We start from the raw sequence: 22,490 nt of genomic DNA, 5'->3' as shown, positions 1-22,490 counted from the left end.
TCTAAGCAAAGCTCTGGCTTTGGCACTAAAAAACATATATTTACAGCGAAAAGGTTGTTTGGTTTAATAATAAGGATAGCTTTTATTAGGAGGTATTTTTCCATGACTGAAAATAGCGCCTGTGGTTGTAAACCCCGTAGAATATCAAAGGGATTGCTGACTAGGGTCGGTAACTTTATCCGTGACAAATCCGTAGATGGTATTTGTGTTAAAAGTGTAGCAGAAATTGCTGATGAGATGGGCCTGCTGCTGCCCGCCATTTTGGTTGAAGCCCTAAACAAACTGGAGGAGAAGGGTACTATCCAAGTTAAAAATCGCGGTCAAGAACTCACAGACCTAAATACCTTTATTTATATCGGGGACGATGAGGTTAGTAAGCTAATGTCTACCACCATATTACTGACTCTGGACTTAGAAAAAGCCTTGGCTGATAATCCTCAGTTTAGACAACTTAAAGAAAAAGTAAATGAAATGGTCAATATATTAGAACAGCAGAATAAGGAAGTTTTGGAGTTTCAGGCCTTTAAGAGTGGTGTGGTCAGACAAATTGAAGTCCAAGAAGGTGTTTACCACATTATTTCTAAAACACGTCTAAATAACTTATTTATTGAAGAAACCCGGAGATAAGTAAAAGGAGTGTCGCAAACTACCTTTGTAGTATGCAACACTCCTTTTTTATTTGAGCCAGGCAGCCGCTGGATCTTTGTCAAATTCTAAACCAATCATGGTGATGGAATCATCAAATATGTCGGGACTATGATGTTCTTTAAAACGAAGGATGATCCCAAACATTGGTGATTTTGTGTTAAGCTCTTGAAGTTTCTGCAGGATTTGGCCGGCTTTATCTCTTTGAAACTTAATTGCAAAGCCAATTGCATCTGCTGTATAGGCAACATAGAGTAGGTAAGCATCTTCTTCTTTATTGTATTGCCAACGATATTCAAACTTTCCTGTTTGGGCGGGTGCTATCCTGTTGTTTGGGTTAATTGTATTATAGACAATTTCAAATTCCGGATTCTCCAGAATGATACCAATAGTTGGTTTGGCCTTGCGAGGCTTAATGGTGCCTATACTACCACCCGTAGGCTCAATAACTTTAATTGTAGGTTCATTATTCACAAACGGTTCCTCCTTTTGCATGACAGATCCATACCTATTTTGTCCACTGTTTCTTATAATACAGACTTAAATGAAAAAAAACAACATTAGATCGTATCTTATAATATTTAAGCCCCTTTTGACCTATAAATCAAATGCTCCATAATAAAAACCGTGATGACTCCCACCACAAAACCATTACCTATAATGGGCCTAATCGTTGCAGGAAAAGTATTGGTTACTTCTAAGGGTAAAAAAGAAACAATGACCCCCAACATCAGGGGTAACCCAATAATTAGTCCATCATCAAATTTAAATTCATCCATGCCATCGAGAGCAACTAACAAACCAGCAGATATTTGTGAACACATGATATAAGTCATCACACTGCCGATGACTACGGAAGGGATGCCTCCAATAAAAGCAACTGAGGCAGGTAGAAAAGCCAATCCTAGCAAACCTATGCCCGCAGGTAAAAGTGTATACCGAGAGGCACAGCCAGTTGAAAGAATAACACCTGGGCTAAAGGAAAAATTCACAAGTCCAATAACCCCTAAAAGACCAGATAATATATTCGAAAGGCCAGTAAAGATTACCCCACGATTAACCCTATTAGGCATATCTTCGGTTTTTAACAAGGACCCTACGGCCTGAATGGAACCAAGATCGTTAATGACCAAAGCTAAAAAACTAATTATAAAGGCGATCATTACCCCAATATCCCAAGCAAAGGAAAAATTCAAATCATAAAAGAAATTTCCAACCAGTGGCAGTTCACTCTGGACACCTCCCTGGGTGTGTCCAAACAACAGCCAATAAATAATACTACCAGCCGTAATTGCCCAGATAAGAAAGGTAGACTTCCAAAAACCGGTTAGAAACTTTGCCACCGTAAACATAATAAAAACATAAACCAAAGCAAAGGTGAAATTCTGTAAGGGAGCGATTGAGGAATTATTAGGTAAAATTAATTTCATGATCGTGGGTATTAGGGTGAAGGCGATTAACAAAAGTATGACAGCAATCACCCGGGAGGTGAATAGGTTCTTAATCCTGGCAAAGAGTCCTGTACTACTTAGCAGAATTAGGAAAAGGCCTCCTACCAAAATAGAGGTATAGATTATGTTTAGGCTTTTTCCCTGACTGGCTACAATACTTACAAGTAAAACCGATGCCGGCCCAACAATAATGGGCAAGCGATGCCCCCAAAGAATTTGGGCACAAAGGCTTAACCCTGTCAAGAAAAATAACTTTTGTATATATATAACCTGTTGGCCTATATTGGAAAAATGAAGTCCCGCCACAACCTGACCAATTATAATAATGGTAGGCACGGAAATAGCTAACCATTGTAGCCCGTATAAAACCAATTCCCCTAGGGGCAGTTTATCATTTAAGTTATATTTTAGCTGTATCTGTTTCATTGACTCACATCCTTAGTTGTTTTTTACCATCATTATACCTTAAATATTGACTGATAATTTCAGTAATTGAAACAGGACTAGCCGTTTAAAATGCAAAAGCCTATAATAATATTAGCTATTCATATCGGAGGGGATAAAAAATGCTTCGACTTGGCAAATACAAGCATTTTAAGGGAACTTACTATGAGGCCCTTTACCTAGCAAAACATTCTGAAACCGAGGAACCGATGGTTGTCTATCGCTGTGAAAAGGACGGGAGCCTTTGGGTAAGACCCCTAAAGATGTTTACGGAGAAAGTTGAAAGGAATGGGCAACGAATAGACCGTTTTGAATATATCGGTTAATCTTTCATTGGTTTCTCTTAGCACACTAATTAATTATTTGCATATTATAAGTTTACATAAAATGAGGAGATGATCCTATGCCTGCTGACTTAACCAGTTGGTTTGTCTCAGCCCTAATTGTTCTGCTTGCCGCTACTTTGCAGGGTATTACTGGCTTTGGCTTTGCCCTTATAGCCGTACCACTCTTGCTTTTGGTTTACGAACCTCACACTGCCGTGGCAATAAATATCATGATTTCTATTGTCTCTCTTTCTTTCTTAACCGTTAAAGTGCGTCAGGTGGTCATCATTCCGGTGGTAAAAAACCTTTTTTACGGCAGCCTACTGGGAATCCCACTGGGTGCCTACATCTTTCTACACTTTGATGTTCATTTGCTGAAACTTGCCATTGGCGTTATAACAGTCATTTTTAGTGTGGTCTTAATCAGTGGCTTAACCATTAAAAACGCAACTGGTAAGGTGTGGGAAAGTACGGTTGGCTCTATTTCTGGTTTTCTCACCGGAAGTATTGGCATGCCCGGCCCACCCATTATTCTCTTCCTCAGCAATCAAAAACTAGCTAAGGATCATTTCCGGGCCACCACTGCAGCCTATTTTGTATTGGTCTATGTAGCCAGTTTAATACTGTTATTCTGCCTGGGGGCCCTGGACAAAAGTGTTGCCCTGAGGGCTATCTCACTGGTTCCTTTTGCCATCCTGGGTGGTCATTTAGGTTATCTTGTTTTCCCCTTGGTACCCCAGGCTAAATTTCGGCACGGTGTTTCCCTGTTGGTTTTAAGCACAGCTCTCTATTCTGTGGCTACTGCCATTTGGCATATTTAGACTTTGGGCTAAACAGCCCTTGGTCTCCTGATGACCAACCCCTGTAACGATTGCAATGCCGGCAGGAGCCTAAATCTTTCTCCCACTTCGGGTAAAACCATTCTTTATCGTCCATCATACACCCCGCATTCTGTCAATGAAACAGCCCGTTGAATGCTTTGTCGCCCCCACTTGGACTTAATTAAATCGGTTGCCCTGTCAATCTTTTCCTGTCTATCCTGCCCAGAAAAGATTGACAATTGTTTTTCCTCCTTTGGTATTAATTCCGACAGTGTTAGCCCTACCAATCTCGCCCTCACTTCTTTCTTATCCAAATATTGTTCTAACAGAAATACGCCCATTTCATAAATTTCCTGGGTGATATCCGTGTAATGGGATAAAACCTTAGAATGGGACTCTGTAATAAAGTTAGGATCCTTGATCGTTAGACTAACCCTTCTTCCTATAAATCCGGCTTTGCGGGTTCGCTGGGCTACTTCCTCTGCCAATTCAAGAACAACCACTTTGATCTGCTCTAACCCCCGGTAATCCCTTGGCAGGGTTATCTGATTACCCACACTTTTAATTATTTCCAAGGAACCTGGGTCTACGGAGCTGGAGTCAATGCCCCTGGCGGAATAATGTAAAACTTCTCCCACTAAGCCATAGCGGGCTCTTAATAACTCAACGGGCATGGCTGCCAAATCCCCAATGGTTTTAACGCCAATTTGATTCAACCATTTACCGATTCTGGAGCCCACGCCAAACAATTCTTTTACTGGTAATGGCCACACCCGCCGGGACCAATCATCGGGTGAAAGGAAAATGATTTTATTCGGCTTTTCCAATTCCGATGCCATCTTGGCCATTAGTTTAGAAGGTCCGATGCCAATATTTACTCCTACCCCCACCTCACGGTTAATTCTAGCTTGAATCTCCTGGGCTATGCTTTGGGGTGTCCCAAGATTTTTTAAGCAACCTGTAATATCCACAAAACTTTCATCAATGGAACAGGGTTCTACCAAATCACTGTATTCCCGTAGAATGCTGTTAATCCAACTGGAAAAGGCGGCATAATCCCGATGGGAAGGTGAAACAAAAACAGCCTGGGGGCATAGAGCCCTGGCTTCACTTATGATCATACCCGTTTTAATACCATATTTTTTTGCCTCATAACTGGCTGCCAGCACAATCCCTCTTCTTTGGCCGGGATCCCCCCCAACAATAACGGGTTTCCCCCTAAGCTTAGCGTCCATGGCCTGATGAACGGATGCATAAAAGCTATTCATATCGCATAAAAGTATGACCCTAGACATAGACACCACCGAACATTTATTTGATTTCCTATACTTCATTATAGCAAACATTTGTTCTTGTGCAATAGGTTGCTGTTTGCAATTTTTGTAAAATAGTGGTTTGTTTAGGACAAAAGTAGCAGTTTGATTTTTTTAAGGGTTAAACTATAATAGATTTATGATCTTTAGTTAGTGAGGAGAACTTTTATGACTGAAATAATAACAGCTATGATAGCCGTTATTGGGGAGCACTTCCCATAAAGAATGTTATTGGTAAAGCGATCCTCAGGCATTACCCCCTAGGTCATATGAGGCTTTTCTAAATAAAGAAACAAGGGCAAAATCCCTTGTTTCTTTTATATTACATGCTTATGCTCTAAATTAATATGGATAACTTTATTTGCCTTATCCCACTGTATATCTCCTCCAAAGGCCTGGGTCAAAAACCTAAGAGGCACCATAATGTTGCCCTTTATCCTTTGTACTGGCTGAGTTAACTCCACGGATTGATTATTCCAGGCAGCCCTATTCGATCCTACCTGAAATTTAACTTGCGTGCCCTGACCAGTTATTAAAATTTCTTCCTGGTCGTACTCCACATTCAAACTCATCGTATCGGTTAAGCAACGAACCGGTGCTAAAACGGTTCCAGCAACAAAGATTGGCTTTTGATTAAGTTTACTTTGTTCTCCGTTTATATAAATGGCCTTTACCCTTTGATACTGCTGAAAGCCATAGTCTAACAAAGCTACGGTGTTGGCACTTCTTATCTCCTTGGTAGGTGACCCCATTACCACACTAATGAAACGCTGATCCTCCCTTTGGGCTGTGGCCACCAAACACCACCGGGCCTTGTCTGTATAGCCAGTTTTTAATCCATCGGCTCCGGCAAATAGTTCTAATAGGTTGTTCGTACTCTTAATCGGATAAGCTCCGTTGCGGATGGTGGTAGTTTTCAGCCTGGAAAAATCCAATGCCTCCGGGTATTCCTCCAGTATGATTTTAGTTAACAAGGCAATATCATAAGCAGACATATAGTGGTTGGCGTTATTCATCCCCGGCAGGCCGGAAGCATTAATAAAATGGCTATTTGTAAGCCCTAACGCCACTGCCCTTTGATTCATTATCCGGACAAAGGCCTCTTCACTGCCTGCTACCTTTTCCGCAAGGGCCACAGCAGCATCATTGGCAGAAGCTACCATCATCGCTTTTACCAACTCTTGTAGGCTTAGAACCTCCCCCTTTTTCAAATATACCTGTGCTTCATTAACACGCTCAACCTTTTCACTAATCTGCACGGGTTCCTCCCACTGATGTAACCCCTGATGGATCTTTTCCAGTACGATATAAAGCACCATTAATTTTGTGATGGAAGCAGGGTGAAACCTTTCCTGTTCATGCTTCGCATAGATTATTTGTCCCGTATCATAATTGACTAAAATAGCACCTCTCGCATTAAGACCATTTATCGAATTGACTAGCTTAGGAGCATAGCTCAAACTGCAGCTATGTTTCGCCGCACTTTCTTCAACCTGAACAGTCTGCCATTTGTCCGCTGCTTCAAACCGGGCTTCAACCGGGCATCGCACCCAGATTACCAGAGCCATTAGACTGATCAAACATAGGGCACCTACTCTTTTCATTTCCCAGCCCCCTTGGTATTTTTGCTTGGCATGTTAGAAAGGATAAGCTTTATAACATGCAAAAACCTAAAAGACCTGGCGTTAGCCAGGCCTTGTAAAAAATATGCAACAATATAAAAAAAAGAACCCAATTAATAGAATTCTTGGTAAGGTAAAAGGATATCTTCACAGGTAGGGCTAATGAAGGATTGGATACAGCTATTCCAACTTAAAGGGGTTTTCTAACATTGTCTGGAATAGCTAAAAATTAAATATAAGGAGAGGTCGCTATGAAAACCATCGGTCTAATTGGTGGGATGAGTTGGGAATCATCACTTGAATATTATAAAATTATTAACCAAACAGCCAAGAAAAAACTAGGTGGGCTACATTCTGCAAAATGTTTAATGTATTCGGTAGATTTTGCTGAAATTGAAACTTTACAGCGTCAGAACAAGTGGGAAGAATTGACTAATATAATGATTAATATTGCTAAAAACCTTAAAATTAGTGGCGCTGATTTTATTGTAATTGGAACAAACACGATGCACCTCATGGCTGACGATATAGAAAATAAGGCTGAAATAAAAGTATTGCACATAGCGGATGTCACTGGTCAAAAAATAGTTGAACAGGGCTTAAAAAAGGTAGGTTTACTCGGAACCAAATTTACGATGGAAGGTACTTTTTATCGGCAGGTTTTAAAAGACAGGCATCAGCTTGAGGTTGTTATTCCAGATGAAGATGAAAGAGAAGTTGTTCATGAGGTTATTTATCAAGAGCTGTGTAAAGGTGTAATCAATGGGCCATCTAGACAAAAATTTGTTCAAATCATAGCGAACCTAACCCGGAAGGGTGCTGAAGGTGTAATACTAGGGTGCACCGAAATTCCACTGCTTGTAAAACAGGAAGATGTTGAGATCCCTATTTTTGATACAACAACCATTCATGCTGTTTCTGCTGTAGACTTTGCTCTGACCTAAGAATCGCCGTCGGTTATGCTTATGAGACAAGGGAACAGTTTTTATGTCTATAAAGCCAACGTTTATCCTTATCATCCAAGTCATGGGTCGTGATGTGATAAAAGCCACTTTTGCTTCTCTCTCACGAATGCCTTGGTATCAAGCCAAAGGAACTGTCCCCTTATCCTCCCTCGATAGTAACTAAGGATACTTGGCTCCTATTGAATAATCTAATCGGCAATACACTTGTACCCAAACCACTGTCGATATAAAGTTTCTTGCCATGTTCAAGGTTATATACTCCCTTCTCAAGCTTTGGGAAAAATCCCTGGCCAGGAGCTACAATTCCTCCTATGACAGGGAACCTTACCTGTCCCCCGTGGGTGTGCCCACTTAAAATTAAGTCTGCTGGCAGGTTCTTTTCAGTTACTATCCCCGGAGAGTGAGATAGGAGTATCGTATAGAATTTCTCATTGATACCTTTGGTGGCAATTCCCAGATCCGCGCGCTCTGTATGAAAATCATCTACCCCACAGATATTGATACTGGTATTCCCGAAATCAATCGTAATATTTTTATTATTTAGAATTACTACGTTAAGTTTTTTCAATCCCTGTAAGAAATCTTCCGTTCGATCGTTCTCCCATTCATGGTTACCCGATACAAAAAATACCTTCGGAGTGACCTTAACCAGTTCCTCAACAAACCTATAAGCATTAGTAAAATCCGTGGTGTCTCTATTAATTAAATCACCCGTAATGACAATGATATCTGGCTTTTGGCGTTTGATTTGTTTTATAAATTCTACGCTACCAGTAAAATTCCCACTATGTACATCAGATACTTGTAGAATTTTAAAGCTTGTATCTTGGGACAACTTATCGGTATTGAACTTTACCTCCGTTATCTTCGGGTAATGAACTTCAAAATAGATTTCACAAAACACCATCAAGAATGCCAATAAAGTTAATGCAAAAACCATATTTTGTAACATTAGAATCCTCACAATTACTATTTATAAAACTTACTGATGAAGCACCTAAGCGTGCCAAAGCCATCGTAATCCACTATTCTCATTCAAAAAATGGGTATAGCCGCTCCACTTGTATTCATTCACTGACTTGACCATCCCTGCTTTGACAGGATTCATCCAGCTTCTTCTCATATAGTCTCAATAAACCGAAGTTTATCACTATCCTCTTTAAAGATGCTCTGTTCATTGCCACGGATCAGGATGTGATAGAAGCCACTTTTGCTTTTCTCCCTCTGGTTCCTTGGCAATTTTAACACCCCTAATTCATTATAAGCAGGGGTGTTATCGCAATCAAGACAAAAGAACCGTCATGTCTTCCCAGAAGTAAAAAGAAAAGCAGCATCCAAGATGGATCATCTGCTCAACATTAAAGCATCCTCTCAAAACTGAGAGGATTTTCTTTTTCAAAAACCGGTTGCATTACGGTTGCATTACAAAGCAAAAATAAAAGGGTCTGCATCTCTGCAGACCCTTGATTTTACTGGTCGGAGCGACAGGAGTTGAACCTGCGACCTCTACCACCCCAAGGTAGCGCTCTCCCAAACTGAGCTACGCCCCGATCTAGTATATTTGTCAACCAGAACCACCTGCCCTGTCGACAAATGTAATTATAGCTAAAGGCCTAGGAAAAGTCAACATAAAACTTAATATATTTTTTCATCCCCGGCCAGTTCAAATTCCGCTAGAATGAAGGTGTGGTCAGAGGGCTTTTCTCTTTGTCTGGGCTCTTTATCAATCCAAGCTTTGGTAGATTGTTTTGCCAGTGGTTCTGTAGCCCAAATGTGGTCAATACGCCAACCAAGGTTTCGCTCTAACCCCTTTGGTATTCTATAATCCCAAAAGGTAAAGTGACCTGTCTCTTGTTCGTGCCTACGGAACACATCCTGAAAACCCCATTCCTTTACATACTGTAAAGCCACATGCTCTTCCGGATGAAAACCGACTTTACCATACAACCTTTTGGGGTCATGTACATCCCTTGGATCAGGGGCAACATTAAAATCACCTAGCCAAAGAAGAGGCTTGTCTGGGGAAAAATTATTGTTAAAATAATCCCTCATGGCCCTGATCCAGGCAAGTTTATAGGCAAATTTGGGGCTGTTTGGTGCCTGTCCCTGGGGTATATAGGTGTTAACGATAGGAATTCCTTTAACAGAAGCAGCAAGCAGTCTAGCTTCGCCTGGTTCAGTTATATCCCCTAAATCACCATTGAGAAGTGTGATTGGATGAGGACTAATAATGGCCACACCATTATAGGATTTTTGCCCCTTAAATAGCACTTGAAAACCCTTTGCCTGAAAAAATTCCCCTGGAAAATCATGATCCATGACCTTCGTTTCCTGTAAACAAACAATGTCTGGTTTATTAGTTAGCAACCACTCTAACAAAAGTTCTTTACGGCTGCGGATAGAGTTAATATTAAAGCTGGCTACTGTAAACTTCATAACGACCATTCCTTATAATCACATTATCATTACTGACCTTCCTTAATATTTTACTTTATTCTTTGAATATCCTCCAGCTAAATGATTCATAAAAACAAAAATTGCGGTAAAACCGCAATTTATAATCCAAATTAATTTTTCTCTACTTCGGTTAATACTGTTTTTAAACATAACATTAAACTCAGAAATAACCCGGCAACCAACCACATGTAGAGGGGCACACTCCTCTCTGTTTTCCAAGACCATCCTGGTAATTATAACTTAATAAATTACCTTCTGGCAATTCCCCAGTATCGTGATATCTTGGGTATTTGCCTCTTATATAATCATCATATTCTAATTAGTCCCTATCTATTTCTTTTTCCTTAATATTTTACGTTGTTAACTTATGTTATTATAATGACTAATTCTCTATCTTTGGAAATTTAAACTTTCTGCTAAAAACTTTATTAAAATTGGTCACCTTCTTATAAAGCTCACGGATTTCCAGGTCTGGGTTTTCCCAGGTTACGCATTCTATTTGTACTTCATTTTCCTTAATCGTGCATTTTACATCGTCAATAACACCGGCTTCAGTCCTGTCTAAGTTTTCCGCCATGCGAATCAGTACCCCTAACCTGCGGACAAGGTTACCATCCTGGGGAAATAGCACATCGGAGTGCTGTTGAAGCTTAAATTTTAGGTCTATTCTGCCATGACAAGCGGCAATGAGGGCTATCAGAACCATTTCCCGATGGGACAGGCCGTTAATCCTACTATTTAAAAGAACATACATGGTATGCTTGTGGTGATTATAGTAGCTTACGATATTTCCCACATCGTGCAGCAAGGCCGCTATCCGTAAAATTTTTCTTTCCCACAAACCATACCCATGTAGGGGTCTTAGTTGATCAAAGAGCGATAGGGACAATTTTGCCACATGTTCAGCGTGGGACCGTCTAACCTGATATAAATCCATGAAATTTTGCACACTGTGTTCTGTCACATTTTCCACAATTTGTTCAGGCCACTCCTGAAATAGGTAATTATAAAAGATACCCTCCCGAAGACCTATTCCACTAATTCTAACACCAGGGGCCCCCATGTGCTCCATTATCTTAGAAAGCATGGACATGCCGCCAACGATAATATCAGCCCTCTCCTTAGACAAGCCCGGAACCCTTTTACGCTCTTCCACGGGAAGGTTTTGTAATTGATTGTAAATTTCTCTTACCCGCTCCGAATGAATCCTGTAGTTGTGTATTAAATTTAGGCTGTAACGGGTGCGTTTACGGTCCATTCGACCTAAGTTACGAAAAGTTCCCCCCACACCAATAATCTCTAACCCCCTGGCTGACTCTAACCAGGGAACAGCCGAAAGTTGCTCTTTTATTTGCTTCTCTAAAGCTAAAACTTGTTCTGGCTGCGGCACGGGTGTTGTGAGATAGGTTTCTGTAAGGTTTACGGCACCCCAGGGAATACTTGTCAAGTGGGCTATTTTACGATCTCGGCAGAGAATTAATTCCGTACTACCTCCCCCTATGTCAACAATAAGTGCGTTATTAAATTCAAGACTATTCACCACACCTAGGTAAACATAATGGGCTTCTTCCTCTTCTGAAAGGATTCTAAAACTTACTCCTGTTTCACGCATAATGGTTTCAAGAACTTCATTGCCATTTACGGCATTTCGTATAGCAGCAGTTGCCACACCATAAATATTGTCCACCTGATTAGCTCGACAAAACTTTTGAAACAATCGAATGGTCTGTATAGCCCTTTCCGCTGCTGGTAACTTAATAACCCTTTCGGGTCCCATATTTTCCCCTATTCTTGCGGTTTCCTTTATTTCATCCAATAATTTATAGGAAAAGCTATTGTCAATTTTCATAAGAATAAGCCTAATAGAATTGGTTCCCAAATCAATAATACCGATATTTCTGGACATATTTTCCCCCCATACCAAAAAACAAATTATTGTGCCTTTTCCTCAATGATATTTTAATTATTATTTTATTGTAACAAAATATATCAATGGTTACCAATGAACTTTTAAGTAATCCAAAGACAACTTAGCTATTTTGTACTGGCACACTGGTTATTTTTAAATTCTTAGGCCAAAATAACACAAAGGGGGGATTGTCATGAATAAAGAGAAGCCGCTGGAAAAGGGCTTTGCTGGTATAAATTACAGAGCAACCAGCGAAAAAATGCTGCGCAACAGTTTCTCACAAACACCAAAGAAAAATGAGGACAAAAACAAATAAATACAGGGGGGGCAGCCCCTGTATTTATTTGTTTTTGCTCTATGTACGGCCAAAGCCTCAAATAAAAAAGTATTATTAAAAAAGTATTATTGTTGTAGGGAAAAATTATCTAAAGGGAGAATAAATAACATAATTTATCAAAAACATAGGAGGGTACAATTTGATTAATGTAGGAATTATCGGCGGCGGACAAGGTGGTATAGCTATGCTCCGCTTAATGTCCCCCCTTAAGGATATGGTAATCATCGGCATTGCGGACCTCAATGAAAATGCCCCTGCATTTACAATGGCTAGGGAATTGGCAATCCCCACATATTTGGATTTTAAACAGCTTCTGCAGCTGCCTAAGCTGGATATTGTATTAGATGTTACTGGAAATGCTTCGGTAAACCAAGCAATTACAGAGTCTAAACAAGCCGCTACTCACCTAGTCGACCCAGCAATCGCAAAACTTATGTATACAGTTGCCCGGCAGAACGAAGAATCAGCCCAGGAATTAAAAGGTCAAGCAAACCAGTTAGCCAACATGGCAGAAGGATTAACCAGTATGGTACAAAATGTCCCCGCAGCAATTGCCGGAGTAACAGAGGCACTGGAAACCCATTGCGATAAATTAAACGCTGCTGTTTCTCAGGCAGAAAAACACATTAAGGATACGGACGAAGTCATTGACTTTATTAAAAAGGTTGCGGATCAAACAAACCTTCTTGGCCTAAATGCAGCCATTGAAGCAGCTAGGGCTGGTGATCATGGTCGGGGATTTGGCGTGGTAGCGAATGAAGTTCGCAAATTAGCCGAAGATAGTGTTGTGTCGGCAAAAAAAATTAGTGTTATTCTAGGAAATATAGAAGAATCGATGAAAACGATTATTGCTGGCATAGAGGAGACCAAAGGTATTGCCCAGATGCAGCAAGCAACCACTGAACAGGTTGGGTCAGCCACAACTCAGTTGGACCAAATCGCTACCGAGATGAAGGAATTTGCCGACAAGCTGGCAACCTTCGCCAATTAGAAAAACTTGGCCGACGCCATACCCTTCGTGTTAAGTGTCTTTTGGGTATGGCGTCAAAGCAAATTAATGATGTTCAAATTCCCGTGGTTTACAGATGATCTCTTTAATCTTGGTCTCAAAGAAATGTTGGGAATGGGCAGGTACCAATGACAGGGCTGTATCGGCTCCCTTACCGCTGCCCGCCACCACCACTATTTCTTCCCCATAAGGTATCAACCCAGCATCCAGAGCCATTCCGGCTACCTCTACGCAAACCTTTACGCCTTGGCCAAACATCCTCAGAGTAGCAGCCATCATTTCAGAAGGGTATACCCCTTGAAATTTAAAACGCAGGGCTCGGTCCAAACCCGCCATAAGGTGGGTAGTTGATAAAACCTCAATATTGGCCTGTTGCAGTCTTTCTTTAACTTCTTTTTCCATACTGGCTTGTCCAGGTTCCCTAAAACCAGCCTGATATGTAACACAGACAACCTTTTTATCACAGCCAATAAATTTTTCCGCAGTGGCACCACTGCTGGATGCGACAACAATAAAAGAAATCCCCTTATCCTCAGCAAACTTTATGGCTGCCTTAATCGTTTCCCAGGTATTTTCCTTTCCTTCCTTTTCCCAATAAACCATCTGGAAAACCTCCTTTTTTAGGAATAATAATTGTTATATTTTAAAATAATAAACCCTATGAAAAAGTTCCATTCTTTATGGTTAGCGCATACAAGGTTATTAATAGCTTCCGTTAGTTTTTTTCTTATATTAATAATTATACTTACCCCCGTAGGATCACTGGAAGCTGCCCCTAAAAAACAAAACAAATCACATATCATGTGTATTTGGACAGAAAAACAAAACCTCAAGGCCCTAACCCTGATGACATTTGATGCCAGTAACGGCAAAATAAACATCCTTAGCTTACCGATATTTGCTTCCCTGCAGGTGGCAAATGAAAATAATAAACAAGTCACCATCGGCCAGGTATGGTATCAGGAGGGTAGGGATGGCTTAAAAGAACGTTTGGAGAGTGCCCTAGGCATTCGAATTAATGGATTTATCTCCTTTGATCAACAAGTTGTAGCTGAAGCAAGTCGGCTGGTTGGCACTTTTCATGTAAACGACAGGAATACCACCCTGCTGCGGGCTTTTGAAGATACCAGAACGGAACGTCGTCAGGATGATCAAGATGTATTAAGGGCCATGGCCGCTACTATAATTTCACCAGGTGGTCTAAAGAAAGTACCCCAGCTACTATGGATTTTTACGAAAGATGTTAGTACGGATATTCACCCCAACGTGATGTTGAAACTCTACCGCGTGATCTCTCATCAAGGACCCACTATTCTCACAAAAAATGCCTTGTATGGCAAGGATTATTATTTGGACGGCTGTAGGTATCGCTATGTAGAACCCACAACTTGGAAAAACATTCTCAATGAGATAAGTGCTTAGCCCTAACAGGGAATTAGGACATCGCTATCAGAAGTCCCAGTAATAGGCTAAGCACCCCACCACAAAGGGGTAGACCCCATTTTTTCCAGCGGGAATACTCCATATTGAGGAGATTTAGTAAAATCCCAACCACACTAACTAAAATTATCATGCCCCCGGCTAATACGAAAAAAAAGCTTACTGCCAGCATCCCCTGTCTCCCTTTCTTAATCAAAAAGCATAAATTTGTGTCGCCAATCGAATATATCTACCATGTTATATATTGACGTAATTATCTGTGGTCCATACTTCATGGCATAGGGAAAAATGTTGTAGGTTCTCTCCTGCCATTGGCCCAGAGGATATATCCGATGTTGAATTTTTTGTATTTGTTGAATTGCAATTTGATTATCTTTTCTATGATATTGTCTTGCCTTTTCTTCAAAGGAATTAATATTTTTTAAAATTCTGCCAAGATTATCTTTGCCATACGCCTTTAAATTAGGATCAAACTGCAGTAATTCTTTCATCATAGTATCATGTTCTCGCCGCAGCATGGACCTAAAATCATTAAAAATCCTATCGATTCCCAGTCCATCGGCCCTCCGAAGATAGCCTTCCGTAAAATTTGCCAACCCATTTGTTAAAGATGCTAAGGGTATATCATATTTTGTTATTAACTTTTTTATCAGAGGCTCAATCAAAGTAATATTAGGCCGGGGGTAAATGAGCGGCATTTTCATTTGAAAATGGTTAAATATATTCTTTAATAAAGCAAAGTAACTGATTTCCCCAGGGCCTGCCACATAGGCCAGTACAGGTAATAGCTCTTCTTGAACCACTGGACGCATCACCACATCCGGACTGAACAACTCTGGATTTGTTAAGCACAGCTCGGCCAGTTGCTCTCTTGTCCAGGTTTTTGTCCTTTCCTTGTTAAAAAATGAGGTGTCATTATAGAACAATGCCTCCCGGCAACCATCTTCGTTATAATAAAATAGATGCAGTTTATCCCTTTGGCTTTGTATCTGAGGGCTATAGCCATAATCTGTTACTTGCTGACAACTTTCTTGCAGAAGTTTATTAACTTCCGGTGCCGTAGCAGCAGCTTTATGAAATAAAGCCGCAGAGATTTTTCTTATCGGATGTTGCACAGGATTAATAAAAACTAAACCATAATCCTTAAAAAGAAAGGTCATTAGCTTACCAAACCATTCTGCAAGGTTGGCTGACTGAGCTGCTGTTTGTTTAATCAGATTCATTCCCTCTGTTTTCCACCCCATTGGTGGCAACAACTCGGCCAATTCTTCAATAAGTGGGTTAATATCTGGTACCGGCAAATTGCCCACCGAAACCCTACCCTTGACTTCTTTCTCCACGGCAATTTTTTTGGGACCCTTGGCAATGGGAATAAAAATATGATTAATTTCCTCATAGTCATGATCATCCGCACCAATCCAAAAAACGGGGATAACGTTTTGCTTGAGCTCCCTAGAAAGTTTCAGAGCCAGCAAAACTGCTCCCAAGGCCTTGTAAACAGTATATAAGGGTCCTGTAAGTATGCCTGGCTGTTGACCTGTAACCACGGATACCGCCTGGCCTTGGTGCAGAAGCTCAATATTCTTAATTGTTTTTTCGCCGCAGCCAAGGGCAATGTTAAATTCTTTTAGATTAGCACCCAGCTCCTCTAAGTGTTGCTTAGGCTGCCTTTCCAAGTAGCTGTATCTTCTGCAAAATTCCTGAAGTTGTTTGGGATCGTATGTAAAAAATTGCTTTACCCTGGAAAAGTCGCACAAATATGTCCTTGCAAGGGAATGGGAATAATAAGAGTCCGCTAACTCCATGTGCACTAAACTTTCCTCCTATCGGGTTTTATCCTTTTTTATTATTTTCTAGTTGTAAAGGCAGCTAATAAACTTCCAACAAAAAGGGCTGAGTACAAAAAGCCAGTTACCGAAATAATCATGGTAATAAAAACAGCAAAATTCCCCCTGGGTGTTATATCACCGTACCCCACACTGGTAAAGGTAATAATTGTAAAATACAACAGGCGTAGGTGTTCTGTCACAGGACCTGTATTATCAATAAAGGCATGAGGGTCTGTGTTGGAGACCAATAATATCATGGTAAAAAGATTTAAAATAATTACGATTAACCAGGAAACAATCATAAAAATCGGGAGGAAGCGGCTGTCCAAATAAGAAAAAAACATGCCCGGTGTTTGCAGACAGTAGGTAATGCCCCTAAAAATTTGGTAATAACTAATGAGCATACCTACCAACATAATACCCTCTACCAGTGGACCTGTGGTTAAGTCATGAATAATAAATATATAAAGAAAAGGTATCAGCACCGAATAAACAGCAATTCTAAAAATGCGCGATTCAATAACTGCATCATATAAATATCTCTGGGTCATAAATAAGATGGGTGACAGGATGAGTGCGATAACACCCAGGGAAATGATGGTTGTTAATATACTAAGACCCATGATACCCGTTAAGCCTAAACCAACTCTTTTATACCAAAAATAAAAAGACAGTATTAGACCATAGATGATTAAAAACAATAACAATATCCGAGACATCTGTGCAATTGAGAAAAGGGAATATTTCATAAACATTAAGCCATGTCGAAACAAATGGGCAAAATCCAAGGTAATTACTGTTTGTTTTTGTTCCGATTTTGATATCGATGCAAAGGAATGCAATAGAAGCAGGACCGTTCCCAATAGCACAAAAATAACCGCAAAGCTATTAAAGCTTTCAATAAGGACCATAACTTTCCCTGCCTTTCCTCTAATATCTATATTCAAGGCCCGGGACAAGTTAGAATCCGTAATATAAAAACCGAGGCTAATATACCTCGGTTTATCATCTGCAATTACAACTGTAATTTTTATATACCTCAGCCGCCAGTTTGGCTACCACCCTTTTGGGAAGTACCGCAGGAACCACTGTCGGCTGGTTTGCCAACGGAACTGGGCAAAAATGGCGCAGAGATTCTTTTCTCTACCTTCACACTGGAGCAGTCCGGGCACTTAATTTGCTCTTCTCTGCCAACCAGTTGCAATTTTTCAAACAACCTGCCGCAGGCTTTACAGGAAAACTCAAAAATAGGCATGTCTTTCACCTCCAACTTGTAGATAACAAAAATAATTTATTCGACAATTTGATAAAAATTCCTTGTGCCTTTTAATCTTTGTACGTCATATTATTAACAGCCTTTAACCAAAATAAAAAGGGCGTGTCGCTTACTATAATTGTTTTACGACACGCCCTTTTAAAATAAATTAAGTCATCCTGAGCGATAGCAAAGGATCTTGCATCGTCTTTCCATGCTGGAAAAGATCCTTCGTTGCCGCTCAGGATGACAGGACTGACGGCTAAAAAAGCCCAAGGCTTATGGCAATTTTTAGCGGTATTTATTGATAAGCTGCTCTAATTCATCTAAAAACTTATTCATTTTTACTGGATCTCTTTGTGCTAATTGATCTAGTTGTTCACTGATTGCCTCGTTAACTTCCATGGTCGAAATCGTTGAATATGCTGGTTCCTGCGGGATCTGTTCAATCGGCGATTGGTTTGGCGTGGTATAACTTCCGGGAATATCCTGTTGCTGCACAGGTTTGGTGGCATAGTCCGTTTTTGGGGATGCTAAGGAAACCATGGAGGTTTGATAATTTTGCATTTCGCCCTGGATAACTGCAAGAGAATTGCTCGTCGCTTCTAACATATTAGCAAAAAATTCCAACTGTTTTTCCAGCCTTGGATTGGCTTGGCTGAACATGGTAAGTCCAAATAATGCAATACGTGGATCATTTAAAATGGGAAATCTAAACATGCTGAAACTCCTTTCTACCCTTTTAATTCTATAATACGTAGAAGTATGAATTAGGTCACAAGTTTTCCCAAATTATAACTTTAAACGTCAATCACTTTCTCATAAATTCTAAATCTTTTGTTAACCCTACTACCAACTGCCGTTGTAATGATTTGATTCATATTGGTATTCGATTCCATAATTAATGACAGCTCTGCCCGCTGGTATCCCTTTCGGATACCAATCTTCATCGCCTTCTCAATTAGCAAAGCTGCTACGCCCCGTCGGCGATAATCAGGAGCCACTCCCAAAACCCCCACTCTCAAGGATTTTGGTTCTCCAAAGGGTCGGGGAAAGCCATATCTCCTCGAGGCACGAATTTTTGGCCCCAGGTCAGGTGTCATTAAACAAACCCCCACTGGTATATTGTCAACTTCACAAAAAAACAACAATTCCGGATCGGTATAACCTCTTAAACCAGCAAGGTAATAGGCCGCCTCTTCCTGCTCCATCGGTACGTAGCCCCACTGTTGTGTCATGGTTTGATTATGCAGTTCAGCCAGTTTTTTACCCTCACCCCAGGTATCCTTCAAATTAATGGGACGTAGTTTTATTCCTGGTATCCTGGCAGCCCTTTTAGCCACAGCAAATAATTTATGTTGATTAACAGCTTCTTCTTGCCGCCACTGATAGGAGTACAAATCTAGTAAAGGATAAAAACCGTTACCTTCTAGCAAAGTTTTATAGTATGAAGGATTATAGGGCATCATCATTTGTGGCGGCAGCCTAAAGCCCTCCACCAACAGTCCCACTTGCTGGGAAGTATTCATGGTAGCTGGTCCCTGTATGATGGTTTTGCCCCGGCTAAAAAGACTTTGAGACGCTGCCTCAAACAATCCTCGGGTCACCTCAGGATGATTGATACATTCAAAGCCGCCAAATAACCCTACCCTGTTATCCTTTAACAAATCGTCGGTTGCCGCAATAATCCGGCCAACTGTTTTTTTATCTTGAAGGGCAATAAAACATTCATACCGCACATGACGCAACACCGGATTGCTTTGGGGGTTAAACATTTGTTTTTGGCTCTCCAGGGGCATCGGTGTCCATAGGGGGTCCCCTTGGTAAATGGAGCCAGGCAAATTTAAGAACCTTTTCCAGTGTTCGGCATTCTCCACCCTAACAATTTTAAACAAAATTTACCTCCCGTTACAGTCCCTTATTTTTTATCATATGTTTAAAAATCCCTTAAGGTGCAGCGGATCGCCTTGTGTTTCAATTTTATGTAAACCTATAAATCCACTTTGATTCCTTGACTTTGATCATTTGAAAAAGTTATAATGATGTCATCTAAATATCTGGTGATGACGGAGAAAAGTAACGATCCCATTCTTGACAGAGAGAGGAATCCGGCGGCTGGAAGATTCCTTAGGATAAGATCTTGAAATCCCACTCCTGAGCTGTTCTGGATAACTGAACCGGCAGCCCCCGATACAGGGCATTGAGTGAATGCATCTTTTTGCATTAATTAAGGTGGTACCACGAAAGTTTCCTTTCGTCCTTTAGGACGAAAGGTTTTTTATTTTCTCAGGATGACATAAAACTGATAAGGAGGCTACAACAGTGGAACCGTATCGGAGAATTGTTATAAAAATTGGCAGTAGCAGCCTAACAAATAATGATAAATTACTGGACATAGCAAAATTAAAAGCCCTTGCCCATGCTGTGGCAGAACTTTTTAAACAGGGCTGGCAACCGATTTTAGTATCTTCTGGAGCCGTTGCCACCGGCTTAGGTCACCTTGGTTGGAACCGCACGAATTTAACGATGCCGGAAAGGCAGGCCGCTGCCTCTGTGGGCCAAGGGCTGCTGATGGAAAAGTATAACGAGTTGTTCCAAGCCCAAGGCATGAAAGTTGGGCAAATACTTCTGACCCGGGCTGATTTTGCGGACCGTCGGCGGTACCTGAATGCCCGTAATACATTAAATGTCTTGTTAAATAGTCAGGTGCTGCCCATTGTCAACGAAAATGACACCGTAACGGTTGCCGAGATTCGTTTTGGTGACAATGATACCCTAAGTGCATTGGTGGCAGGCTTAGTAGAAGCGGACCTTCTTGTTCTCCTGACAGATATTGATGGACTCTACAGCGGTGACCCACGGAAGGATCCCAATGCCAAATTAATCCCCGTGGTGCGGCAGGTAGATGAAAACATTATTAAGATAGCCGGGGACAGCGGCAGCACCGTTGGTACCGGGGGAATGCGCACAAAATTATCTGCGGCCCGTATTGCTGCCCGAAGCGGTGTCAGGACGGTGGTTGCCAGTGCCAAGGAACCTCGTATCTTACTGGATATTGCCGCAGGTGAAAAGCTTGGCACTTCCATCTTACCTTCCAACCACACCCTGAGAAGCCGTAAACAGTGGATTGCCTATGGCAGCATTGCGCGGGGTATTTTAACCATTGACAAGGGTGCTGTAAAGGCCCTTACGGAAAAGCATAAGAGCCTTTTGGCGGTAGGGGTAACCAACATTAAAGGTAACTTCCAGCCAGGAAGTGTTGTATCCATTGTTGATGAACAAGGTATGGAACTGGCAAAGGGTATTACGAACCTTTCCTCTGAAGATTTAAACCTGGCTATAAAGGAATCTCAGCACGGGTTGGAGGTAATTAACCGAGACTGGTTGGTCTGTGAAAGGAGTTTTTCAACATGTCAAGTGTAAGGGAACTGGCAACAAAGGCTAAAAAAGCAGCGGCTAAGCTGGCCATATCCGATACGGAGGCAAAGAATTTTGCCCTGGGGGAAATTGCCCGTCAATTGCTTGCGGATAAAGCTGACATTATACAAGCAAATGCAAAGGATCTGGAAAATGGGAAAAATTCTGGTTTAAGCCCTGCCTTATTGGATCGTTTGGCCCTTAGCCCCAGCCGGATTGAAAATATGGTGGAAGGCATCCAGCAGGTGATTGATTTAGAAGACCCGGTGGGGCAGATTATCGAAAACTGGCATCGACCCAATGGTTTAGAAATTGCCAAGGTTCGTGTGCCCATGGGTGTGGTTGGTATGGTCTATGAAGCCCGTCCCAACGTAACCGTTGATACCTGCGCCTTATGTTTAAAGGCCGGCAGTGCTGTGCTGTTAAGAGGTGGTTCCAGTGCTTTGAATAGCAACCGAGCCCTGGTTAATTCTATCAAAAAGGGTCTGACAAGAACTGCAATTTCGGAAGATGTCGTACAATTTATTGATTCTGAAGACCGCCGTGCAGTAGACGAAATGCTCAGGCTTAATGGCCTGTTGGATTTAGTAATTCCTCGGGGCGGAGCCGGCCTCATTCGCAGGGTAGTTGAGACCGCCACTGTACCTGTGATTGAAACTGGGGTTGGCAACTGTCACATTTATGTGGATAGCGAAGCAGACCACCAAATGGCCTTGGAGATTATCCTAAATGCTAAATGCCAGCGTTATGGGGTTTGTAATGCTGCGGAGTCGCTGCTGGTGCATCAGGGAATTGCTGCAGCCTGGCTGCCCCAAGCTGTATCCGAACTTACTTCAAGGGGTGTAGAAATACGAGGCTGCAAAAAGGTACAGGAACTCGCTCCTGGGATTAAGCAAGCCACAGAAAATGACTGGGCTGATGAATTCCTCGCCCCTGTTTTAGCCATCAAAGTAGTAACAGATGCACAGGAAGCTTTCGATCACATTCAACGATATGGTACGGGTCATTCAGAAAGTATTGTGACCAATAATCAAACCACAGCAGCAGAATTTTTACGCGGGGTAGATGCGGCAGCTGTTTATCATAATACCTCAACCAGATTCACCGATGGCTTTGAATATGGTTTTGGTGCGGAAATCGGTATTAGTACACAAAAATTACATGCCCGTGGCCCCATGGGCCTGCGGGAATTAACCAGCTATAAATACGTGGTAAGAGGAACCGGGCAGATACGTTCATAGTTTTAGGAG

23 protein-coding genes, 1 tRNA gene, 1 pseudogene and 1 other annotated feature are annotated in these 22,490 nt (G+C 41.3%); of the genes and pseudogenes, 10 read left to right on the top strand and 15 right to left on the bottom strand.

The window, feature by feature from the left end; translation table 11 throughout:
* Positions 1-102: 102 nt before the first annotated feature.
* Positions 103-627 (top strand): hypothetical protein, encoded by a 525-nt coding sequence (locus V6C11_RS04560; RefSeq protein WP_333529900.1) that lies wholly within the window; start codon positions 103-105, stop codon positions 625-627.
* A 48-nt stretch (positions 628-675) separates the two neighbouring features.
* Here V6C11_RS04560 and V6C11_RS04555 read toward each other — a convergent pair whose 3' ends face one another.
* Both V6C11_RS04555 and V6C11_RS04550 read right to left on the bottom strand, forming a co-directional pair.
* Entirely contained in the window at positions 676-1,119 is a 444-nt protein-coding gene (locus V6C11_RS04555) for a hypothetical protein (RefSeq protein ID WP_333529899.1), read from the bottom strand.
* A gap of 107 nt (positions 1,120-1,226) precedes the next feature.
* Entirely contained in the window at positions 1,227-2,522 is a 1,296-nt protein-coding gene (locus V6C11_RS04550) for a uracil-xanthine permease family protein (RefSeq protein WP_333529898.1), read from the bottom strand.
* A gap of 140 nt (positions 2,523-2,662) precedes the next feature.
* Between V6C11_RS04550 and V6C11_RS04545 the strand changes: the two genes are divergently transcribed.
* Together V6C11_RS04545 and V6C11_RS04540 are read left to right on the top strand one after the other, a co-directional pair.
* Positions 2,663-2,866, top strand: coding sequence for a DUF1653 domain-containing protein (locus V6C11_RS04545; protein WP_333529897.1), 204 nt, complete (start codon positions 2,663-2,665; stop codon positions 2,864-2,866).
* 77 nt (positions 2,867-2,943) lie between these two features.
* Positions 2,944-3,687, top strand: a complete 744-nt coding sequence (locus V6C11_RS04540) for a sulfite exporter TauE/SafE family protein (protein ID WP_333529896.1) — start codon at positions 2,944-2,946, stop codon at positions 3,685-3,687.
* A gap of 104 nt (positions 3,688-3,791) precedes the next feature.
* Here V6C11_RS04540 and dinB read toward each other — a convergent pair whose 3' ends face one another.
* A complete protein-coding gene (gene dinB, locus V6C11_RS04535; RefSeq protein ID WP_333529895.1) occupies positions 3,792-4,982 on the bottom strand; it encodes a DNA polymerase IV in 1,191 nt (396 codons plus the stop codon).
* 206 nt (positions 4,983-5,188) lie between these two features.
* Between dinB and V6C11_RS18660 the strand changes: the two are divergent.
* Positions 5,189-5,284, top strand: a pseudogene (locus V6C11_RS18660) (signal peptidase I); the annotation flags it as partial.
* 33 nt (positions 5,285-5,317) lie between these two features.
* Here V6C11_RS18660 and V6C11_RS04530 read toward each other — a convergent pair.
* Complete coding sequence (locus tag V6C11_RS04530) at positions 5,318-6,604, bottom strand: stalk domain-containing protein (protein WP_333529894.1); 1,287 nt, start codon at positions 6,602-6,604, stop codon at positions 5,318-5,320.
* Between the two features lie 269 nt (positions 6,605-6,873).
* Here V6C11_RS04530 and V6C11_RS04525 point away from each other — a divergent pair, with 269 nt between their 5' ends.
* A complete protein-coding gene (locus tag V6C11_RS04525) occupies positions 6,874-7,566 on the top strand; it encodes an aspartate/glutamate racemase family protein (RefSeq protein WP_333529893.1) in 693 nt (230 codons plus the stop codon).
* A 160-nt stretch (positions 7,567-7,726) separates the two neighbouring features.
* On the opposite strand, the gene V6C11_RS04520 is transcribed toward V6C11_RS04525, so the two are convergent.
* The 4 genes from V6C11_RS04520 to V6C11_RS04505 all read right to left on the bottom strand — a co-directional run bounded on the left by V6C11_RS04520 (position 7,727) and on the right by V6C11_RS04505 (position 11,950).
* Positions 7,727-8,539, bottom strand: coding sequence for a metallophosphoesterase (locus V6C11_RS04520; protein WP_333529892.1), 813 nt, complete (start codon positions 8,537-8,539; stop codon positions 7,727-7,729).
* 521 nt (positions 8,540-9,060) lie between these two features.
* Positions 9,061-9,137: transfer RNA gene (locus V6C11_RS04515), tRNA-Pro, on the bottom strand.
* 85 nt (positions 9,138-9,222) lie between these two features.
* The gene (gene xth, locus V6C11_RS04510) at positions 9,223-10,023 is read right to left on the bottom strand and encodes an exodeoxyribonuclease III (RefSeq protein ID WP_333529891.1); all 801 of its coding nucleotides are present in this window, start codon (positions 10,021-10,023) and stop codon (positions 9,223-9,225) included.
* A gap of 403 nt (positions 10,024-10,426) precedes the next feature.
* The gene (locus V6C11_RS04505; protein ID WP_333529890.1) at positions 10,427-11,950 is read right to left on the bottom strand and encodes a Ppx/GppA phosphatase family protein; all 1,524 of its coding nucleotides are present in this window, start codon (positions 11,948-11,950) and stop codon (positions 10,427-10,429) included.
* A 196-nt stretch (positions 11,951-12,146) separates the two neighbouring features.
* Between V6C11_RS04505 and V6C11_RS04500 the strand changes: the two genes are divergently transcribed.
* Both V6C11_RS04500 and V6C11_RS04495 read left to right on the top strand, forming a co-directional pair.
* Complete coding sequence (locus tag V6C11_RS04500; RefSeq protein WP_333529889.1) at positions 12,147-12,269, top strand: hypothetical protein; 123 nt, start codon at positions 12,147-12,149, stop codon at positions 12,267-12,269.
* 160 nt (positions 12,270-12,429) lie between these two features.
* Entirely contained in the window at positions 12,430-13,281 is an 852-nt protein-coding gene (locus V6C11_RS04495) for a methyl-accepting chemotaxis protein (protein WP_333529888.1), read from the top strand.
* A gap of 63 nt (positions 13,282-13,344) precedes the next feature.
* Here V6C11_RS04495 and V6C11_RS04490 read toward each other — a convergent pair whose 3' ends face one another.
* Positions 13,345-13,902 (bottom strand): pyruvate kinase alpha/beta domain-containing protein, encoded by a 558-nt coding sequence (locus tag V6C11_RS04490; RefSeq protein ID WP_333529887.1) that lies wholly within the window; start codon positions 13,900-13,902, stop codon positions 13,345-13,347.
* 198 nt (positions 13,903-14,100) lie between these two features.
* Between V6C11_RS04490 and V6C11_RS04485 the strand changes: the two genes are divergently transcribed.
* Complete coding sequence (locus V6C11_RS04485) at positions 14,101-14,721, top strand: LCP family protein (RefSeq protein ID WP_333529886.1); 621 nt, start codon at positions 14,101-14,103, stop codon at positions 14,719-14,721.
* A 13-nt stretch (positions 14,722-14,734) separates the two neighbouring features.
* Here V6C11_RS04485 and V6C11_RS04480 read toward each other — a convergent pair whose 3' ends face one another.
* From V6C11_RS04480 to V6C11_RS04455, 6 genes are all read right to left on the bottom strand, one after another.
* Positions 14,735-14,911, bottom strand: coding sequence for a hypothetical protein (locus V6C11_RS04480; protein WP_333529885.1), 177 nt, complete (start codon positions 14,909-14,911; stop codon positions 14,735-14,737).
* 16 nt (positions 14,912-14,927) lie between these two features.
* Positions 14,928-16,544: a bacillithiol biosynthesis cysteine-adding enzyme BshC gene (gene bshC / locus V6C11_RS04475; RefSeq protein WP_333529912.1), complete on the bottom strand. Its 1,617-nt coding sequence runs from the start codon at positions 16,542-16,544 to the stop codon at positions 14,928-14,930.
* Positions 16,545-16,585: 41 nt separating this feature from the next.
* Positions 16,586-17,479 (bottom strand): potassium channel family protein, encoded by an 894-nt coding sequence (locus tag V6C11_RS04470; protein WP_333529884.1) that lies wholly within the window; start codon positions 17,477-17,479, stop codon positions 16,586-16,588.
* 128 nt (positions 17,480-17,607) lie between these two features.
* A complete protein-coding gene (locus V6C11_RS04465; protein ID WP_333529883.1) occupies positions 17,608-17,823 on the bottom strand; it encodes an FmdB family zinc ribbon protein in 216 nt (71 codons plus the stop codon).
* Between the two features lie 291 nt (positions 17,824-18,114).
* On the bottom strand, positions 18,115-18,543 hold the full coding sequence (locus V6C11_RS04460) for a hypothetical protein (protein ID WP_333529882.1): 429 nt from the start codon (positions 18,541-18,543) through the stop codon (positions 18,115-18,117).
* 80 nt (positions 18,544-18,623) lie between these two features.
* Positions 18,624-19,718 (bottom strand): GNAT family N-acetyltransferase, encoded by a 1,095-nt coding sequence (locus V6C11_RS04455; RefSeq protein WP_333529881.1) that lies wholly within the window; start codon positions 19,716-19,718, stop codon positions 18,624-18,626.
* Positions 19,719-19,877: 159 nt separating this feature from the next.
* Positions 19,878-20,088: a binding site (T-box leader), on the top strand.
* 57 nt (positions 20,089-20,145) lie between these two features.
* Between V6C11_RS04455 and proB the strand changes: the two genes are divergently transcribed.
* A complete protein-coding gene (proB, locus tag V6C11_RS04450; protein WP_333529880.1) occupies positions 20,146-21,246 on the top strand; it encodes a glutamate 5-kinase in 1,101 nt (366 codons plus the stop codon).
* Complete coding sequence (locus V6C11_RS04445; RefSeq protein ID WP_333529879.1) at positions 21,234-22,481, top strand: glutamate-5-semialdehyde dehydrogenase; 1,248 nt, start codon at positions 21,234-21,236, stop codon at positions 22,479-22,481. Before proB ends, V6C11_RS04445 begins: the two co-directional genes overlap by 13 nt.
* Positions 22,482-22,490 lie beyond the last annotated feature (9 nt).

Source organism: Desulfotomaculum sp. 1211_IL3151 (assembly GCF_036763075.1).
GTDB lineage: Bacteria > Bacillota > Desulfotomaculia > Desulfotomaculales > Desulfotomaculaceae > Desulfotomaculum.
This window is presented reverse-complemented; position numbering and strand designations above follow the sequence as displayed.

Excerpts from the sequence above, each read along its gene's own strand:
- V6C11_RS04560 (WP_333529900.1), top strand. The coding sequence starts at position 103 with ATGACTGAAAATAGCGCCTGTGGTTGTAAACCCCGTAGAATATCAAAG.
- V6C11_RS04550 (WP_333529898.1), bottom strand. The coding sequence starts at position 2,522 with ATGAAACAGATACAGCTAAAATATAACTTAAATGATAAACTGCCCCTA.
- V6C11_RS04545 (WP_333529897.1), top strand. The coding sequence starts at position 2,663 with ATGCTTCGACTTGGCAAATACAAGCATTTTAAGGGAACTTACTATGAG.
- V6C11_RS04540 (WP_333529896.1), top strand. The coding sequence starts at position 2,944 with ATGCCTGCTGACTTAACCAGTTGGTTTGTCTCAGCCCTAATTGTTCTG.
- dinB (WP_333529895.1), bottom strand. The coding sequence starts at position 4,982 with ATGTCTAGGGTCATACTTTTATGCGATATGAATAGCTTTTATGCATCC.
- V6C11_RS04530 (WP_333529894.1), bottom strand. The coding sequence starts at position 6,604 with ATGAAAAGAGTAGGTGCCCTATGTTTGATCAGTCTAATGGCTCTGGTA.
- V6C11_RS04525 (WP_333529893.1), top strand. The coding sequence starts at position 6,874 with ATGAAAACCATCGGTCTAATTGGTGGGATGAGTTGGGAATCATCACTT.
- V6C11_RS04520 (WP_333529892.1), bottom strand. The coding sequence starts at position 8,539 with ATGTTACAAAATATGGTTTTTGCATTAACTTTATTGGCATTCTTGATG.
- xth (WP_333529891.1), bottom strand. The coding sequence starts at position 10,023 with ATGAAGTTTACAGTAGCCAGCTTTAATATTAACTCTATCCGCAGCCGT.
- V6C11_RS04505 (WP_333529890.1), bottom strand. The coding sequence starts at position 11,950 with ATGTCCAGAAATATCGGTATTATTGATTTGGGAACCAATTCTATTAGG.
- V6C11_RS04500 (WP_333529889.1), top strand. The coding sequence starts at position 12,147 with ATGAATAAAGAGAAGCCGCTGGAAAAGGGCTTTGCTGGTATAAATTAC.
- V6C11_RS04490 (WP_333529887.1), bottom strand. The coding sequence starts at position 13,902 with ATGGTTTATTGGGAAAAGGAAGGAAAGGAAAATACCTGGGAAACGATT.
- V6C11_RS04485 (WP_333529886.1), top strand. The coding sequence starts at position 14,101 with ATGTGTATTTGGACAGAAAAACAAAACCTCAAGGCCCTAACCCTGATG.
- V6C11_RS04480 (WP_333529885.1), bottom strand. The coding sequence starts at position 14,911 with ATGCTGGCAGTAAGCTTTTTTTTCGTATTAGCCGGGGGCATGATAATT.
- bshC (WP_333529912.1), bottom strand. The coding sequence starts at position 16,544 with ATGGAGTTAGCGGACTCTTATTATTCCCATTCCCTTGCAAGGACATAT.
- V6C11_RS04470 (WP_333529884.1), bottom strand. The coding sequence starts at position 17,479 with ATGGTCCTTATTGAAAGCTTTAATAGCTTTGCGGTTATTTTTGTGCTA.
- V6C11_RS04465 (WP_333529883.1), bottom strand. The coding sequence starts at position 17,823 with ATGCCTATTTTTGAGTTTTCCTGTAAAGCCTGCGGCAGGTTGTTTGAA.
- V6C11_RS04460 (WP_333529882.1), bottom strand. The coding sequence starts at position 18,543 with ATGTTTAGATTTCCCATTTTAAATGATCCACGTATTGCATTATTTGGA.
- V6C11_RS04445 (WP_333529879.1), top strand. The coding sequence starts at position 21,234 with ATGTCAAGTGTAAGGGAACTGGCAACAAAGGCTAAAAAAGCAGCGGCT.